The organism is Pseudomonas fluorescens (assembly GCF_902498195.1).
Lineage (GTDB): Bacteria > Pseudomonadota > Gammaproteobacteria > Pseudomonadales > Pseudomonadaceae > Aquipseudomonas > Aquipseudomonas fluorescens_BU.
Genome location: NZ_CABVIY010000001.1, coordinates 237,461 through 251,695, shown reverse-complemented (window position 1 = coordinate 251,695; position 14,235 = coordinate 237,461). Strand labels below are relative to the sequence as shown.

13 protein-coding genes are annotated in these 14,235 nt (G+C 61.7%); 5 read left to right on the top strand and 8 right to left on the bottom strand.

Annotation, left to right across the window (positions count from 1 at the left end):
• The first annotated feature begins 11 nt into the window (after positions 1-11).
• The 3 genes from F8N66_RS01110 (at position 12) to F8N66_RS01100 (ending at position 4,508) form a co-directional block, all read left to right on the top strand.
• On the top strand, positions 12-1,619 hold the full coding sequence (locus F8N66_RS01110; RefSeq protein WP_150768423.1) for a carboxyl transferase domain-containing protein: 1,608 nt from the start codon (positions 12-14) through the stop codon (positions 1,617-1,619).
• A gap of 118 nt (positions 1,620-1,737) precedes the next feature.
• Positions 1,738-2,553 carry a gamma-carboxygeranoyl-CoA hydratase gene (locus tag F8N66_RS01105; RefSeq protein ID WP_150768422.1) on the top strand — a complete coding sequence of 272 codons (816 nt, stop codon included), beginning with the start codon at positions 1,738-1,740 and terminating at the stop codon, positions 2,551-2,553.
• Positions 2,553-4,508: an acetyl/propionyl/methylcrotonyl-CoA carboxylase subunit alpha gene (locus F8N66_RS01100; RefSeq protein ID WP_150768421.1), complete on the top strand. Its 1,956-nt coding sequence runs from the start codon at positions 2,553-2,555 to the stop codon at positions 4,506-4,508. The genes F8N66_RS01105 and F8N66_RS01100 overlap by 1 nt, the downstream gene beginning before the upstream one ends.
• A gap of 39 nt (positions 4,509-4,547) precedes the next feature.
• On the opposite strand, the gene F8N66_RS01095 is transcribed toward F8N66_RS01100, so the two are convergent.
• The gene (locus F8N66_RS01095) at positions 4,548-5,186 is read right to left on the bottom strand and encodes a LexA family protein (protein WP_150768420.1); all 639 of its coding nucleotides are present in this window, start codon (positions 5,184-5,186) and stop codon (positions 4,548-4,550) included.
• 130 nt (positions 5,187-5,316) lie between these two features.
• Here F8N66_RS01095 and F8N66_RS01090 point away from each other — a divergent pair, with 130 nt between their 5' ends.
• Positions 5,317-5,658 (top strand): DUF6124 family protein, encoded by a 342-nt coding sequence (locus F8N66_RS01090; protein WP_150768419.1) that lies wholly within the window; start codon positions 5,317-5,319, stop codon positions 5,656-5,658.
• Positions 5,659-6,157: 499 nt separating this feature from the next.
• Here F8N66_RS01090 and F8N66_RS01085 read toward each other — a convergent pair whose 3' ends face one another.
• From F8N66_RS01085 to F8N66_RS01065, 5 genes are all read right to left on the bottom strand, one after another.
• Entirely contained in the window at positions 6,158-7,768 is a 1,611-nt protein-coding gene (locus F8N66_RS01085; protein WP_150768418.1) for a gamma-glutamyltransferase family protein, read from the bottom strand.
• 30 nt (positions 7,769-7,798) lie between these two features.
• On the bottom strand, positions 7,799-8,578 hold the full coding sequence (locus F8N66_RS01080; protein ID WP_150768417.1) for an amino acid ABC transporter ATP-binding protein: 780 nt from the start codon (positions 8,576-8,578) through the stop codon (positions 7,799-7,801).
• Position 8,579: 1 nt separating this feature from the next.
• On the bottom strand, positions 8,580-9,347 hold the full coding sequence (locus F8N66_RS01075; RefSeq protein WP_150768416.1) for an amino acid ABC transporter permease: 768 nt from the start codon (positions 9,345-9,347) through the stop codon (positions 8,580-8,582).
• Positions 9,348-9,358: 11 nt separating this feature from the next.
• Entirely contained in the window at positions 9,359-10,165 is an 807-nt protein-coding gene (locus F8N66_RS01070) for an ABC transporter substrate-binding protein (protein ID WP_150768415.1), read from the bottom strand.
• A gap of 146 nt (positions 10,166-10,311) precedes the next feature.
• Complete coding sequence (locus F8N66_RS01065; RefSeq protein ID WP_150768414.1) at positions 10,312-10,980, bottom strand: GntR family transcriptional regulator; 669 nt, start codon at positions 10,978-10,980, stop codon at positions 10,312-10,314.
• Positions 10,981-11,343: 363 nt separating this feature from the next.
• On the opposite strand from F8N66_RS01065, the gene F8N66_RS01060 reads away from it, so the two are divergent.
• On the top strand, positions 11,344-12,492 hold the full coding sequence (locus F8N66_RS01060; protein WP_150768413.1) for a M14-type cytosolic carboxypeptidase: 1,149 nt from the start codon (positions 11,344-11,346) through the stop codon (positions 12,490-12,492).
• Positions 12,493-12,594: 102 nt separating this feature from the next.
• Here the strand turns inward: F8N66_RS01060 and F8N66_RS01055 are convergent, their stop codons facing one another.
• Entirely contained in the window at positions 12,595-13,146 is a 552-nt protein-coding gene (locus F8N66_RS01055; protein ID WP_150768412.1) for a cytochrome b, read from the bottom strand.
• Entirely contained in the window at positions 13,143-14,219 is a 1,077-nt protein-coding gene (locus tag F8N66_RS01050; protein ID WP_150768411.1) for a catalase family peroxidase, read from the bottom strand. The genes F8N66_RS01055 and F8N66_RS01050 overlap by 4 nt, the downstream gene beginning before the upstream one ends.
• Positions 14,220-14,235: the final 16 nt, after the last annotated feature.

The window sequence follows — 14,235 nt, the reverse complement described above, 5'->3', positions numbered from 1 at the left end:
CGGAGCTGCCCATGGCTACCCTGCATACCCAGCTCAACCCCCGTTCAGCGGAATTCGCCGCCAACAGCGCGGCGATGCTCAAACAGGTCGACGCCCTGCACACCCTGCTTGCCCAAGTGGCGCAAGGTGGCGGCCCGAAGGCGCAAGAACGCCACACCTCGCGGGGTAAATTGCTGCCCCGTGAGCGGATCAATCGCCTGCTCGATCCGGGTTCGCCATTCCTCGAAATCAGCCAGTTGGCGGCCTACGAGGTGTATGGCGAAGACGTTCCGGCCGCTGGCGTGATTGCCGGGATTGGCCGCGTGGAAGGCGTCGAATGCATGATCGTCGCCAACGACGCCACGGTGAAGGGTGGCTCGTACTACCCGCTGACCGTGAAAAAACACCTGCGCGCCCAGACCATCGCCCAGCAGAACCGCCTGCCCTGCATTTACCTGGTGGACTCCGGTGGCGCCAACCTGCCGCGCCAGGATGAAGTCTTCCCGGACCGTGAGCACTTCGGCCGGATTTTCTTCAACCAGGCCAACATGAGCGCCCTGGGTATCCCGCAGATTGCCGTGGTCATGGGCTCCTGCACTGCGGGCGGCGCCTATGTGCCGGCGATGGCCGACGAAGCGATCATGGTGCGCGAGCAGGCGACGATTTTCCTCGCCGGCCCGCCGCTGGTGAAAGCCGCGACCGGTGAAGTGGTCAGCGCCGAAGACCTCGGCGGGGCCGACGTGCACTGCAAGATTTCCGGCGTGGCGGACCATTACGCCGAGAGCGATGAACACGCCCTGGCCATCGCCCGTCGCAGCGTAGCGAACCTCAACTGGCGCAAGCTCGGTGAGGTGCAGCAACGCACGCCCATTGCTCCGCTCTACAGCAGCGACGAGTTGTACGGCGTGGTGCCGGCCGATGCCAAGCAACCCTTCGACGTGCGCGAAGTCATTGCGCGGCTGGTGGACGGCTCGGTGTTCGACGAGTTCAAGGCCTTGTTCGGGACCACGCTGGTGTGCGGTTTTGCCTACCTGCACGTTTACCCGATCGCGATCCTGGCCAACAACGGCATCCTCTTCGCTGAAGCGGCGCAGAAAGGCGCGCACTTTATCGAACTGGCCTGCCAGCGCGGCATTCCGCTGCTGTTCCTGCAAAACATCACCGGTTTCATGGTCGGGCAGAAATACGAGGCCGGCGGCATCGCCAAGCACGGCGCGAAACTGGTGACCGCTGTGGCCTGCGCCAAGGTGCCGAAGTTCACCGTGATCATCGGCGGCAGTTTCGGTGCCGGTAACTATGGCATGTGCGGTCGAGCCTACGACCCGCGTTTCCTGTGGATGTGGCCGAACGCGCGCATCGGCGTGATGGGTGCCGAACAGGCCGCCGGCGTGCTGGTGCAGGTCAAGCGCGAGCAGGCCGAACGTAGCGGCCAGGGTTTCAGCGCCGAGCAGGAAGCCGAGATCAAGCAGCCAATCCTCGATCAGTACGAAGAACAGGGCCACCCTTACTATTCCAGCGCTCGCTTGTGGGACGACGGCGTCATTGACCCGGCACAGACCCGCGATGTCCTGGGACTGGCCCTGTCGGCGTCGCTGAACGCGCCAATCGAACCGAGCCGCTTCGGCGTGTTCCGGATGTAATTTTTTTTGTGGGAGCGGGCTTGCTCGCGAAGGATTCACCGCGGTTTATCTGATGCACCGCGTTATCGTTCTTCGCGAGCAAGCCCGCTCCCACAAAGACCGTGGAGAACGGAAGAATATGAGCGACTTCAACACCCTCGAACTGCTGACCGACCCACGGGGCTTTGCCACCCTGTGGCTTAGCCGCGAAGAAAAGAACAACGCGTTCAACGCCGAAATGATCCGCGAACTGATCATCGCCCTGGACCACGTGTCCAGCGATGCCAGCCTGCGTTTCCTGCTGGTACGGGGTCGCGGCAAGCATTTCAGCGCCGGCGCCGACCTGGCGTGGATGCAGCAATCGGCCGAGCTCGACTACCACACCAACCTCGACGACGCCCGGGAACTGGCGGAGTTGATGTACAACCTGGCCAAACTGAAACTCCCGACCCTGGCCGTGGTGCAAGGCGCAGCCTTTGGCGGCGCACTGGGCCTGATCAGTTGCTGCGACATGGCCATCGGCGTCGATGACGCGCAGTTCTGCCTGTCGGAAGTGCGCATCGGCCTGGCCCCGGCGGTGATCAGCCCGTTCGTGGTGCAAGCCATCGGCGAACGCGCCACGCGCCGCTATGCCTTGACCGCTGAACGCTTCGACGGCCAACGGGCGCGGGAACTGGGTCTGCTGTCGGAGAGCTATCCATCGTCCGAGCTGGAACAGCGCGTCGAACAGTGGATCGACAACTTGCTGCTCAACAGCCCCGCCGCCATGCGGGCCAGCAAGGACTTGTTGCGTGAAGTCGGCGACGGCTCGCTGCTCCCGGCGCTGCGCCGCTACACCGAGAACGCCATCGCCCGCATCCGCGTCAGCCCCGAAGGCCAGGAAGGCCTGCGCGCCTTCCTGCAAAAACGTGCGCCGAGCTGGCAAGCCGCAATCACCCCCAAGGAGTCGCGTTGATGAGCGCACCCGTCCTCACTACCCTGCTGGTGGCCAACCGCGGCGAAATCGCTTGCCGGGTGATGCGCACCGCCAAGGCCCTGGGCCTGACCACCGTGGCCGTGCACAGCGCCACCGACCGTGACGCACGGCACAGCCGCGAAGCCGATATCCGCGTCGATCTCGGCGGCAGCAAGGCCGCCGACAGCTACCTGCAAATCGACAAACTGATCGCGGCGGCCAAGGCCAGCGGCGCCCAGGCGATCCACCCCGGTTATGGCTTTCTCTCGGAGAACGCCGGGTTCGCCCGCGCGATTGAAGCGGCCGGCCTGATCTTCCTCGGCCCGCCCGCCTCGGCCATCGACGCCATGGGCAGCAAATCCGCCGCCAAGGCCCTGATGGAAACCGCCGGCGTGCCGCTGGTGCCGGGTTATCACGGCGAAGCGCAAGACCTCGACACCTTCCGCGATGCCTGCGAACGCATCGGTTACCCGGTGCTGCTCAAGGCCACCGCCGGGGGTGGCGGCAAAGGCATGAAAGTGGTCGAGGACGTCAGCCAGCTGGCCGAAGCCCTGGCCTCGGCCCAGCGTGAAGCGCAGTCGTCGTTCGGCGATTCGCGGATGCTGGTGGAGAAGTACCTGCTCAAGCCGCGCCACGTGGAAATCCAGGTGTTCGCCGATCAACACGGCCACTGCCTGTACCTCAACGAACGTGACTGCTCGATTCAGCGCCGGCACCAGAAAGTCGTCGAAGAAGCGCCGGCGCCCGGCCTGAGCCCGGAACTGCGCCGCGCCATGGGCGAAGCCGCCGTGCGTTCGGCCCAGGCCATCGGTTACGTCGGTGCCGGCACCGTGGAATTTTTGCTGGATGCGCGCGGCGAGTTCTTCTTCATGGAGATGAACACGCGCCTGCAGGTCGAACACCCGGTCACCGAGGCCATCACCGGCCTCGATCTGGTGGCGTGGCAGATCCGCGTGGCCCGTGGCGAAGCGTTGCCGATGACCCAGGACCAGGTGCCGCTGATCGGCCATGCGATTGAAGTACGGCTGTATGCCGAAGATCCGGGCAATGACTTCCTGCCGGCGACCGGTCGCCTGGATCTGTACCGTGAATCCGCGCCGGGCGCGGGTCGCCGGGTGGACAGCGGTGTCGAAGAAGGCGATGAAATTTCGCCGTTCTACGACCCGATGCTCGGCAAGCTGATTGCCTGGGGCGAAGACCGCGAACAGGCACGCTTGCGCCTGCTGAGCATGCTCGATGAGTTCGCCATTGGCGGCCTCAAGACCAACATCAACTTCCTGCGCCGGATCATTGCGCATCCAGCGTTCGCCGCCGCCGAACTGGATACCGGGTTTATCCCGCGCTATCAGGAACAACTTCTGCCGGCGCCTTCGGACCTCAGTGATGAATTCTGGCAAGCCGCCGCCCAGGCATTTGCCCAGAGCCAGCACCGCGCACCGCGTAGCGATGACTCGAGTTCGCCATGGGCCGTCGGCAACGGCTTCCGGGCCGGGTTGCCAGCGCAAATCACCCTGCACCTGAGTTGTGAAGGCCAGGACCGCGCATTGACGCTGGGCGCGCCCGACAGTCACGGCGCACAACTCAAGGGCGAGCATCTGCTGACCGAACACGACGGCGTGCGCCGCCAGCACCGGGCGATTCGCCGTGGCGAATTCGTATACCTGCAATGGGAAGGCGAACTGCGCCGCATCGAGCCCTATGACCCGATCAGCGCCGTTGAAGCCAGTCACAGCCATCATGGCGGGCTGGCCGCGCCCATGAACGGCAGCATCGTGCGCGTGCTGGTGGAGGCCGGGCAAACGGTCGAAGCCGGGGCGCAACTGGTGGTGCTGGAAGCGATGAAGATGGAGCACAGCATTCGCGCGCCCCACGCCGGCGTGATCAAGGCGCTGTATTGCCAGGAAGGCGAGATGGTCAGTGAAGGCAGTGCGCTGGTCGAGTTGGAAGAGGCCTGAAATGAAGATCGGTCCTGCACCCGCCGAGGACCGATCTGATCAGAACTTGACGGTCGCCTGAACCACCACGCCGATGATTCGGCACTCTTCGGTGTACAGGGCTTTCGGGTATGTCGGATTGAGCGGGACCAGGTAACGCTGCCCGCCCTCTTCGATCAGCTTGCGAAACATTGCCTCGCTGCTGTTCGCCCATTGGGCGATGACCAGTTTGCCGGGCTCGACTTCCACATCCGGGTCCACCAGGATCAACATGCCCTCGGCAATGCTGAGGCCACTGGGCGCTGTCATCGCATCGCCCACCACTGTCAGCCAGAACGCCGCGCCTTGTGCGTGATAGTCGGACAGTTCGAAACGGTATTGCCCCTGTTCGCCATCGCGGACCTCACTCGTTTCCCGCCAATCGCTGACCGGGTAGCGAAAGTACGGATTGTATTTTTGCGTCAGGGACAGTTCCTCGTCCTGGGCGTCCTGAGGTTCCCTGATCACCAGCGCCACTTCCAGAAACCCCAGGCCCAGCGCCTGCAGGACGCGATTCATGTCGTCGATGCCTGGCTGGCGGCGTTTCGTCAGCCAGTGCCCGACGCCACCCTGGGACATCCCGAGGCGCTCGGCGAGTATCTCTTGAGTGACTTTGAGTTCACTCATCTTGGTCTTGACCAATTCAATCCATTTATCCATGTGCGGCACGATACGTGGGCGCCTCCGGCCATCAAAACACAAATTGTAGTATTTAATTTATGGTCACAAATACAGATCGTATTAGTATGAGCTTACGGATCTGAACCTATCACGGAGCTTTGCCATCATCATGACCCAACCTGCCAACGAACTGCCGGATATACCCATCGACACGTCCCTCACCTCCCCCCAAGGGTCGGCGGCCGCACAGCGCGCGCTGGACTACTACTTGAAACCAGTTGTTTCAGAGGAAGAGGTCGGGGCGCGTTTCTTTGATGTGAACCGAAATATCAGCAGCGAGGAGGCGCTGGTCCACGCCTCGGACCTGTTGCGTTGCGCGGCAGCCACGGCCTATGAATCAGCCAGTCACCTGCACGGAACAAACCGGGACCTGGCGTTTTCGGCGGTGCATATGATCGACATGGCCAAAGCCATGGTGGACCGGTCGCTGGAGAGGCATCAGAACGGTTGAAGCGAAGATGCAAAAAGAGAGGACTGGAAAGAATTTTCCGATCGCGCAGATAAAAATGTTTGACTTGCAAACGAGAATGATTATTATTGCATCAGCTGGTCGCGAGATCAGTCGATGGACCAGGGACCTTAGGTCGGTCTCCTGGACTATCTCCTCATCAGGCTAATCACGGTTTTTGACCCGGCTTTTTGCCGGGTCTTTTTTTGCCAGTTTTCTGGCTTATGGCTTCAGGCTAATGAAGTCTTTAGGTGCCGCAAATTCGATGGCGCGGATCATATCAAAAGAATATTTGTTGGCAAGAGATGCCTTTGATCAATGGGGCAAAGTAATGGCAAATAGCACTTGAGAATCAATCGCATAATCTCTAAGCTGCGTCGGCGTCAAGGACGACGCCCCCCGTTCCCCCTGCCTCCGCCCCGCACATTGCGGTGATCATTCATCATGAAATGCTCGCTGCGAGGCAGGTGAAGGCATCGCACCCTCACCGCCCTTTCCTCCCTCAATACACAGCAATATGTGAATCCGTACGCGGTTCGGTACCCCCGCATAGCACACCCGTTTCAGGATCGCGCAGGATGATCTGTCCCCGCCCGTAACTGGTGACGTCGCAGGCCACTTCCACCGCATGCCCCCGGCGTGCCAATGCCGCCGCCAGGTCTCTCGATGCGTCCTGTTCGATACCGACCTTCAGTCCACCCAGCCATTGCCAGCGCGGCGCATCCAGGGCCGCTTGCGGGTTGAGCCCGAAGTCCACCAGGTTCATCACCATCTGCACGTGCCCTTGCGGCTGCATGTAGCCACCCATGACGCCAAACGGCCCCATCGCCTCACCGTCCTTGCTGAGGAACCCTGGAATGATGGTATGGAAGGTTTTCTTGCCCGGGGCCAGGCAATTGGAATGCCCGGGATCAAGACTGAATTCTTCTCCCCGGTTCTGCAGGGCGATACCGCTGTCGGGCAGCACCACGCCGGAACCGAAACCGTGATAGTTGCTCTGGATGAAGGAAACCATGTTGCCTTCGCCATCGGCGGTGGCCAGGTACACCGTGCCGCTGGCATGGGGGTCGCCCGGCTGCGGCGCCACGGCCCGCTCACCGATCTGCCCCCGGCGATGAGCCGCATAGTGGTCGCTCAACAAGTCGTCCACGGCAACCCGCATGTGCGCAGGATCGGTGATGTAGTGCAGGCCATCGCAGTAAGCGAGCTTCATGGCTTCGAGCTGGCGGTGCCAGGTTTGCTGGCTGTCGCGATGATCGAAGTCGAAGCCCTCGAGAATCTTCAACGTCATCAGCGCCACCAGCCCTTGGCCACTCGGTGGAATCTCCCAGACATCGACACCGCGATAGTTGACCTTGATCGGCTCGACCCATTGCGCGCGGTAATCCTTCAGGTCACTGGCACGCAAGTAACCGCCCGTGGCCCGGGAGTGGGCATCCAGCCGCTGCGCCAGCGCACCGCGATAAAAACTTTCACACCCCGTGGCGGCCAGTTCACTCAAGGTCCGGGCCTGCGCCGGGTTGCGAAACAGTTCACCGGCACGGGGCGCGCGGCCGTCGATCAGAAAGGTCTCGAACCAGCTCTCAAGGACTTCGCTACGGTCCGGCGTGAAATCCTCCAGCGCGGTTTGCCACTGCAGGGCAACCACCGGTGACACCGGAAAACCATCCCGCGCCAGGTTGATCGCCGGTTGCAGCACATCGGCAAACGGCAGTCGGCCAAAGCGCGTGGACAATTCCGCCCAGGCCGACGGGCAGCCTGGGACGGTCACCGGCGTCCAGCCATGCAACGGCATCTTTTCATGGCCGGCGGCTTTCACCGCGTCGATGCTCAAGGCTTGCGGGGCCGCACCGTTGGCGTTCAAGCCGTGCAATTTGTTTTGCGTCCAGACCAGCGCAAAGGCATCACCGCCGATGCCACAGCCAGTGGGCTCGACCACGGTGAGCGCCGCGGCCGTGGCGATGGCGGCATCGATGGCATTGCCACCGCGACGCATGATTTCGATCCCGGCCTCGGCGGCCAGCGGCTGTGAAGCGGCGACCATGCCACGCTTGGCGAAGACACTTTGACGTTGTGAGGCGTAGGGATACTCATGGGCAGAAAATTTGAACATGGCAGACTCACACAAAAGTTTTTGACGGGTTCACAACACGCGGCTGAGGAACGCCCGCGTACGGGCATGGACGGGCTGGCTGAAGATCTGCTCCGGCGGGCCCTGTTCGATCAGTTCGCCCTGGTCGAGCACCACCACCCGGTCGGCCACTTCCCGGGCAAACCCCATTTCGTGGGTGACCACGACCATGGTCATGCCCTCCTCGGCCAGCTCCTTCATCACCTGCAGCACTTCGCCGACCGTCTCCGGATCCAGGGCACTGGTGGGTTCGTCGAACAGCATCGCCTGCGGTTTCATGGCCAATGCCCGGGCAATCGCGACCCGCTGCTGCTGGCCACCGGACAACATCGACGGATAGTGATCCGCCTTCTCCGCCAGCCCGACGCGCTTGAGCAAGGCGCGCGCCTGCTCGACCGCCGCCGCGCGGGCCACCCCCAGCACCTGGATGGGCGCTTCGATGATGTTTTCCAGGGCGGTCATGTGCGGGAACAGGTTGAAGCGCTGGAACACCATGCCGATGTCCCGGCGCTGGCGGGCGATGTTGCGTTCCGAATCACGGGCCAGGCTGCCGTCGGCCCGGGTGCGATACCCCATCGGCTTGCCAGACACACGGATCTGTCCGGACTGAATGTCCTCCAGCAAGTTGATACACCGAATGAACGTGGTTTTGCCGGACCCGGACGCACCGATCAGCACCACCACTTCGCCCCGTCGCACTTGCAGGGAAATGCCCTTGAGAATTTCCAGGTCACCGAAGGACTTGTGAATGTCCAGCGCTTCGATGACCAGCTCTTCACTCATGTGCGCCATCTCAACGCCCCCTCAACAGTTTCATGGTGTTACGACCGAACATCCGACTGGCGGCCGGCGCCGGACGATCCGACTGACCGAAACGCGCTTCGAGCCAACGCTGGAAAAAGCCCCAGAGCGTGGTCAAGACCAGGAAGTAAATGGCCACGACCAGGTACAACTCGAACACCCGGAACGTCGCCGACGTCACCATCTGCGTACTCAGCAACAACTCCTGCACCCCGATCACGCTGACCAGCGTGGTGTTTTTCAGCATCACGTTGAACTCGTTGCCCAGCGGCGGCACGATCACCCGGAACGCCTGGGGCAACACGATTCGGCGCATCAACTTGGCAAAGGTCATGCCCAGGGAACGGCCCGCTTCGTACTGGCCCTTGTCCACCGCGCCGATGCCGGCACGGATGATCTCGGCCATGTACGCGCCTTCATTCAGGCCCAGGGCGATGATCGCGGCCTGGATGTTGCCGGGCACGATGAACCAGCCAAGGTCGAGGTCTTCAAAGCGGAAAATGCCCCCCGCCGCCAAGGCCGTGTACAGAAACACGATCTGCACCAACAGCGGCGTGCCGCGCATCAACCAGACGTAAAAGCGCACCGGATACTGCAACAGCGGGTTGCTCGACAGTTTCATCAACGCGGCGATCAGCCCCAGCACGCAACCGAGCAACATCGCCGACACACTGATCAGGCAGGTCAGCCACAACCCCGTCAGGTACACATCGCTGGGCTGCAACAGGTACTGCCAGAACACATCCCAATTGAAATTCATTCGGTTTGCCCTCAGTCCAGTTTGTCGCTGTCGACATGCCATTTGCTGAGGAGCGCGGCGTAACTGCCGTCGGCGCGCATGCCTTGCAACACTTCGGTCAAGGCCACCGTCAGCTGCGGATCGCTTTTACGCACGCCGAAACCGGTGAGGATGCGATTGAATGCCGGCACCGCCGACTGAAACAGGTCCGGGGCCAGTTGCTGATAGTGGCCGGCGGATTCGACCGTGGTGCCGAAGGCGTCCACCTGATTGATGCGCAAGGCCTGGAAGGCATCGGCGTCGACGTTGTACACCACCAGTTTCATCGGTGCCTTGCCGGCCGCTTCGAGTTTTTCGTTTTCCTTGCCCAGCAACACGCGGATGGTCGAACCGTTGCTGACAGCGACCTTCAGCCCGGACAGATCCTCCAAAGTGTTCACCGCTTTCGGGTTGCCCTTGGGCACCACGATGGACTGGCTGGAATACATGAAGTTGACGATGTCGATCACCTCGCGGCGTTCGGGCTTGTCGAACAACTGATCGACGATCATGTCGCACTGCTGCGCCAGCAAGGCCGGGATCAGCCCGGCGAAGGGCGAGATGCGCCATTCGACTTTCTTGTCGCCCAGGCGCTGGGCAATGGCTTGCCCCATGTCGACTTGAAGCCCGACCGGTTGTTGCTTCATGTCGAATGACACCAGCGGTGGCGAATCCATGCCGGAGCAATAGACGATCTTTTCACTTTTGCTCAGACGCTCGGGTAACTCGGGGGCGGCGAGCGCCCATTGCGAACACAGACTCAAGGACAGGACAGCAGCTAACGCGCAAGGCTTGTGCATGGCAAAACTCCAAGTGGCTGCAACGTAAACCCCCGTAGGCGCTGCCGCAGGCTGCGATCTTTTGATCTTGTCTTTGAAAGTCAAAGGATCGCAGCCTCGTTGCACTCGACAGCTCCTACACAGCTCCTACGGGGGATGGGGTTGTTCTATTGGTGGGCTTCGAGAAACTGAATGAGCCGCGGAATGGTGCCCTCGATGTGTTCGCACACCACGGCGGCGGCTTTGTCCGGGTCGCCGGTACGCAAGGCGTCAACGATCGAGGCGTGTTCGTCCCGGGCGCTGCGGGGTTTGTCGGCGTGTTGCAGCCACAGGCGCATGTGCGGCTCGATCACCGAATACAGCGCCGAGATTTGCCGCATCAGGCGCGGGCGCTCACTGAGGCTGCACAGGTACTCATGGAACGCACGATGTCGGCTGACCCACTCGGCACCGTCTTCGCGGTAGTCGTCCATTTCATCGAGCAGGCGCTCCAGCTGGCTGAAATGGCGCTCGGTGAGTTTGGTCACGGCGACGCGGATGGCCAGGCCTTCAAGGGCGCTGCGCATCTCGAACACTTCCCGCATTTCATCGATGTTCAAGCCGCGCACGATGGCACCGCGATTGGGTCGCAGCGTGACCAAGCCGTCGGCATCCAGACGGCGGAAGGCTTCGCGCACCGGCATGCGGCTCATGCCGATTTCCCCGGCGATGTCCTCGGCAATCAGCCGTTCACCGGTGCGGTAACGTCCTTTGCAAATCGCTTCCAGGAGAAAGTTGTAGGCCTCCTCTTCGGCGGTCACGGGCTGGCGCTCGGTGTAGACAGGGGCGAATTTCATCGTAAGCACCTTTTGTATTTTTGTATCCAATTATCCATAAAGCCAAAAAAGCACATTGCATGCCAGAATCCACACATGGGATGCAGGTGTTTGATTGGATTGACTTATCAGGAATGGGTGGCGCCATGTGCAGCCTGCGATACCGGACGGTAACGAGTTGAAACGCCCCACGCTGTCACCACAGCGCCACAAAAGGGTGCGGGTGGTAACACGCCCGATAGCTATGCTGTGACGGTGGACTTTCCGGCAAAGGGTGAGCCGCGAATCAAATCGGCGGCATGGCGGGTGAGCCGGTTTTTCTACGCTCCTAACCCCCTGCTCTTGCGTGTAAAGTAGCCGCCATAAAAATCTTAATCAGGAACCCTGACCGTGGCTAAAACTCTCGACATCACTGCCAACTTCGACAGCGGCAACATCCAGGTGATCGATGTCAGCGACCCTCTCAAGCCCTTGCTGGCCATGCGACCCGACACCAAAAGCAACCACTTTCAATGGTTCCACTTCAAGGCCAGCGGTCTGCACGTCGGCCAGGAACACTGGTTTCGCCTGAACAATGCCAGCCAGTCTTCGTACAACAAGGCCTGGGACGGCTATCAGGCCCGGGCCTCCTATGATCACGTCAACTGGTTCCAGGTGCCGACCATCTTCGAAGGCGACTGCCTGCGCTTCTGCCTCGAAGCCACGCAAACCCATGCCTGGTTCGCCTACTTCGAACCCTACAGCCGGGGTCGCCACGACTGGTTGATCGAGCAGGCGCTGAGCAAGGCCGGCACCGAACTGCTGGCCACCGGCAAGAGCGTCGAAGGGCGTGACATTCAACTGCTGCGCAAAGGCACCGGTGCCGAAGGCCGGCGCAAGGTGTGGATCATTGCCCAGCAACATCCGGGCGAACACATGGCCGAGTGGTTCATGGAAGGCGTGATCGAGCGCCTGGAACATCACGACGATCCGGTACTGAACACACTGCTGGCCAGCGCCGACCTGTACCTGGTGCCGAACATGAACCCGGACGGCGCGTTCCACGGCCACCTGCGCACCAACGCCATGGGCCAGGACCTGAACCGCGCCTGGCAGAGCGCCAGCCAGGAAATCAGCCCGGAAGTCTTTTTCGTCCAGCAGCAGATGGAAAAGTACGGCGTCGACCTGTTCCTCGACATCCATGGCGACGAAGAAATCCCTTACGTCTTCACCGCCGGCTGCGAAGGCAACCCCGGCTACACGCCGCGGATCGCAGCACTCGAAGAGCACTTCCGCAGCCACCTGAAACACCTGACCAAGGACTTCCAGACCAAACACGGCTACACCCGCGACGAACCGGGCAAAGCCAACATGACCCTGGCGTGCAACAGCGTCGGCCAGAAATACGACTGCCTGTCGTTGACCCTGGAGATGCCGTTCAAGGACAACGACGATGCGCCGAATCCGCTGACGGGTTGGTCGGGCAAGCGGTCGAAGCAGTTGGCCAAGGATGTACTGACGACCGTGACCGAGATGGTCGGCTCGTTGCGCTGATTGCCCTTTAAGATCAAAAGATCGCAGCCTTCGGCAGCTCCTACAGGTAAACGCCGATCCCTGTAGGAGCTGCCGAAGGCTGCGATCTTTTGTATTTCCAGCTTACAGCCGGCTGCGATCCTTACCCCGCAACATGCTCTCCAGCACCCCATCCCGGCGCACCCAACCGTGATACAACGCCGCCGCCAGATGCAGCAACACCGTCAAAAACAGCAAATACGCCAGATACCCATGGGCCTTGCGCAGGAATGCGAACACCTGCGCATTGGCCGACACAATCGACGGTAACTGCAACGAACTGCCGAGCATCACCGGCTCGCCTGATGCCGAGATCATCGCCCAACCCAGCAACGGCAAAACCAGCATCAAGGCGTACAGCAATACATGCGACGCCTTGGCCGCCAGCGCTTGCCAGCCCGGCAGGTCGGCGGGCAAGGGTGGTTGCTTCGTGGAGAAGCGCACTACGAGACGCACGATCACCAGCAACAGAATCGCCACGCCCAAGGGTTTGTGCAGGTGGATCAGCCATTCATGGCGTTCGGACACCGAGGCGACCATGCCCGCGCCGATGAACAGCATGGCGATGATCATCAGGGCCATCAGCCAGTGCAGCAGGCGCGCCAAAGGAGCGAAGTGGTTAGGTTGAGTGCTCATTGCTGGGCCTCCTGTTGGGCGGCGGGCAACTGGCTGACTTCGCTGGTGCGACGCAGGTAGGAAGTGGCATAGGCGGCCGAGCGTGCGGCAAGCAATGGGTCGTCGGAAGCCTCGATGCCGGAGGGCAACACCAGTGGGTCATAGTTGATGTCGCGGCACTCTCCGCTGAGTTGCGGCTGCACGCTTTCCAGCACCAGAGTACCGGCGTTCAGCACCTTGCGGCCTTCGGGCCAGACCTTGGTGGCGTCGTTGACCGGGTCACCGGGGTTGGCCAGGGTGATCATCAATTGCCAGCGCTGTGGGCCCGCAGCGATACGTTGCACCAGATCTTTATCCAGATAATCGCTGCCCTCTGGCGCTGCTGCACCCGGTGCATCCTGGGCGACCGGCACCATGTTCCAGCGCACCGCCTGTTTTTGCCCGGCGGCATTGACCAGATAGAACGCGTTAACGCTGTTGTAAGTTTCCGTCACGTAGCTGGCCGAAGGTTTCGCGGTTTTCACCCATGCCAGGAACGCCGCGGCTTCGGGGTGCGAACCGAAGAATGCCGGCACTGCCGCAGGGTCCGGTTTACCGGTCGAAGGCAGTGGCGATTGGGCTTGCTGCAACTGATAGAACGCCTCGGGCGTGGCCACCGGGAACACCGGCATGCTGTTCATCCCGGTCCGCCACTGCTGGCCGTTCGCCTGAGTGAAGCGCAGCGCCAGGCTGCGGATCGGTGCCGCGCTGTCCGGCGCGTAAGGATTGCCGGGGGGCACCGCGAGACGGCCAACCACCGGCGTGCGCGGTTCGTTGAACACCTGTGCGCTGGAATAACTGCGCGCCTCGCCGCTGCTCTCGAAATGGCCGATCACGCACACGCCCTTGGCGTGATTGCGGCGGAATCCGGGGTGCACGCCGTTGTTGGTTTCCAGCACATTGATCAGTTTTTTCGGCGTCAGGCGCTGTGGGTCAAAGGTGCCGTTGACGTAGGCAAATGCCCCGGCCACGACCGCGACGACCACGGCAATGCCGGCCAGACGCAACGTCAGGCTGGCGGCACTCAAGGGTGGCGGTGATGATCGATCTACCATGAAAGACTCCAGGGCC

Coding starts and splice junctions, on each gene's coding strand:
- F8N66_RS01110 (WP_150768423.1), top strand. CDS start 12: ATGGCTACCCTGCATACCCAGCTCAACCCCCGTTCAGCGGAATTCGCC.
- F8N66_RS01105 (WP_150768422.1), top strand. CDS start 1,738: ATGAGCGACTTCAACACCCTCGAACTGCTGACCGACCCACGGGGCTTT.
- F8N66_RS01100 (WP_150768421.1), top strand. CDS start 2,553: ATGAGCGCACCCGTCCTCACTACCCTGCTGGTGGCCAACCGCGGCGAA.
- F8N66_RS01095 (WP_150768420.1), bottom strand. CDS start 5,186: ATGGATAAATGGATTGAATTGGTCAAGACCAAGATGAGTGAACTCAAA.
- F8N66_RS01090 (WP_150768419.1), top strand. CDS start 5,317: ATGACCCAACCTGCCAACGAACTGCCGGATATACCCATCGACACGTCC.
- F8N66_RS01085 (WP_150768418.1), bottom strand. CDS start 7,768: ATGTTCAAATTTTCTGCCCATGAGTATCCCTACGCCTCACAACGTCAA.
- F8N66_RS01080 (WP_150768417.1), bottom strand. CDS start 8,578: ATGGCGCACATGAGTGAAGAGCTGGTCATCGAAGCGCTGGACATTCAC.
- F8N66_RS01075 (WP_150768416.1), bottom strand. CDS start 9,347: ATGAATTTCAATTGGGATGTGTTCTGGCAGTACCTGTTGCAGCCCAGC.
- F8N66_RS01070 (WP_150768415.1), bottom strand. CDS start 10,165: ATGCACAAGCCTTGCGCGTTAGCTGCTGTCCTGTCCTTGAGTCTGTGT.
- F8N66_RS01065 (WP_150768414.1), bottom strand. CDS start 10,980: ATGAAATTCGCCCCTGTCTACACCGAGCGCCAGCCCGTGACCGCCGAA.
- F8N66_RS01055 (WP_150768412.1), bottom strand. CDS start 13,146: ATGAGCACTCAACCTAACCACTTCGCTCCTTTGGCGCGCCTGCTGCAC.
- F8N66_RS01050 (WP_150768411.1), bottom strand. CDS start 14,219: ATGGTAGATCGATCATCACCGCCACCCTTGAGTGCCGCCAGCCTGACG.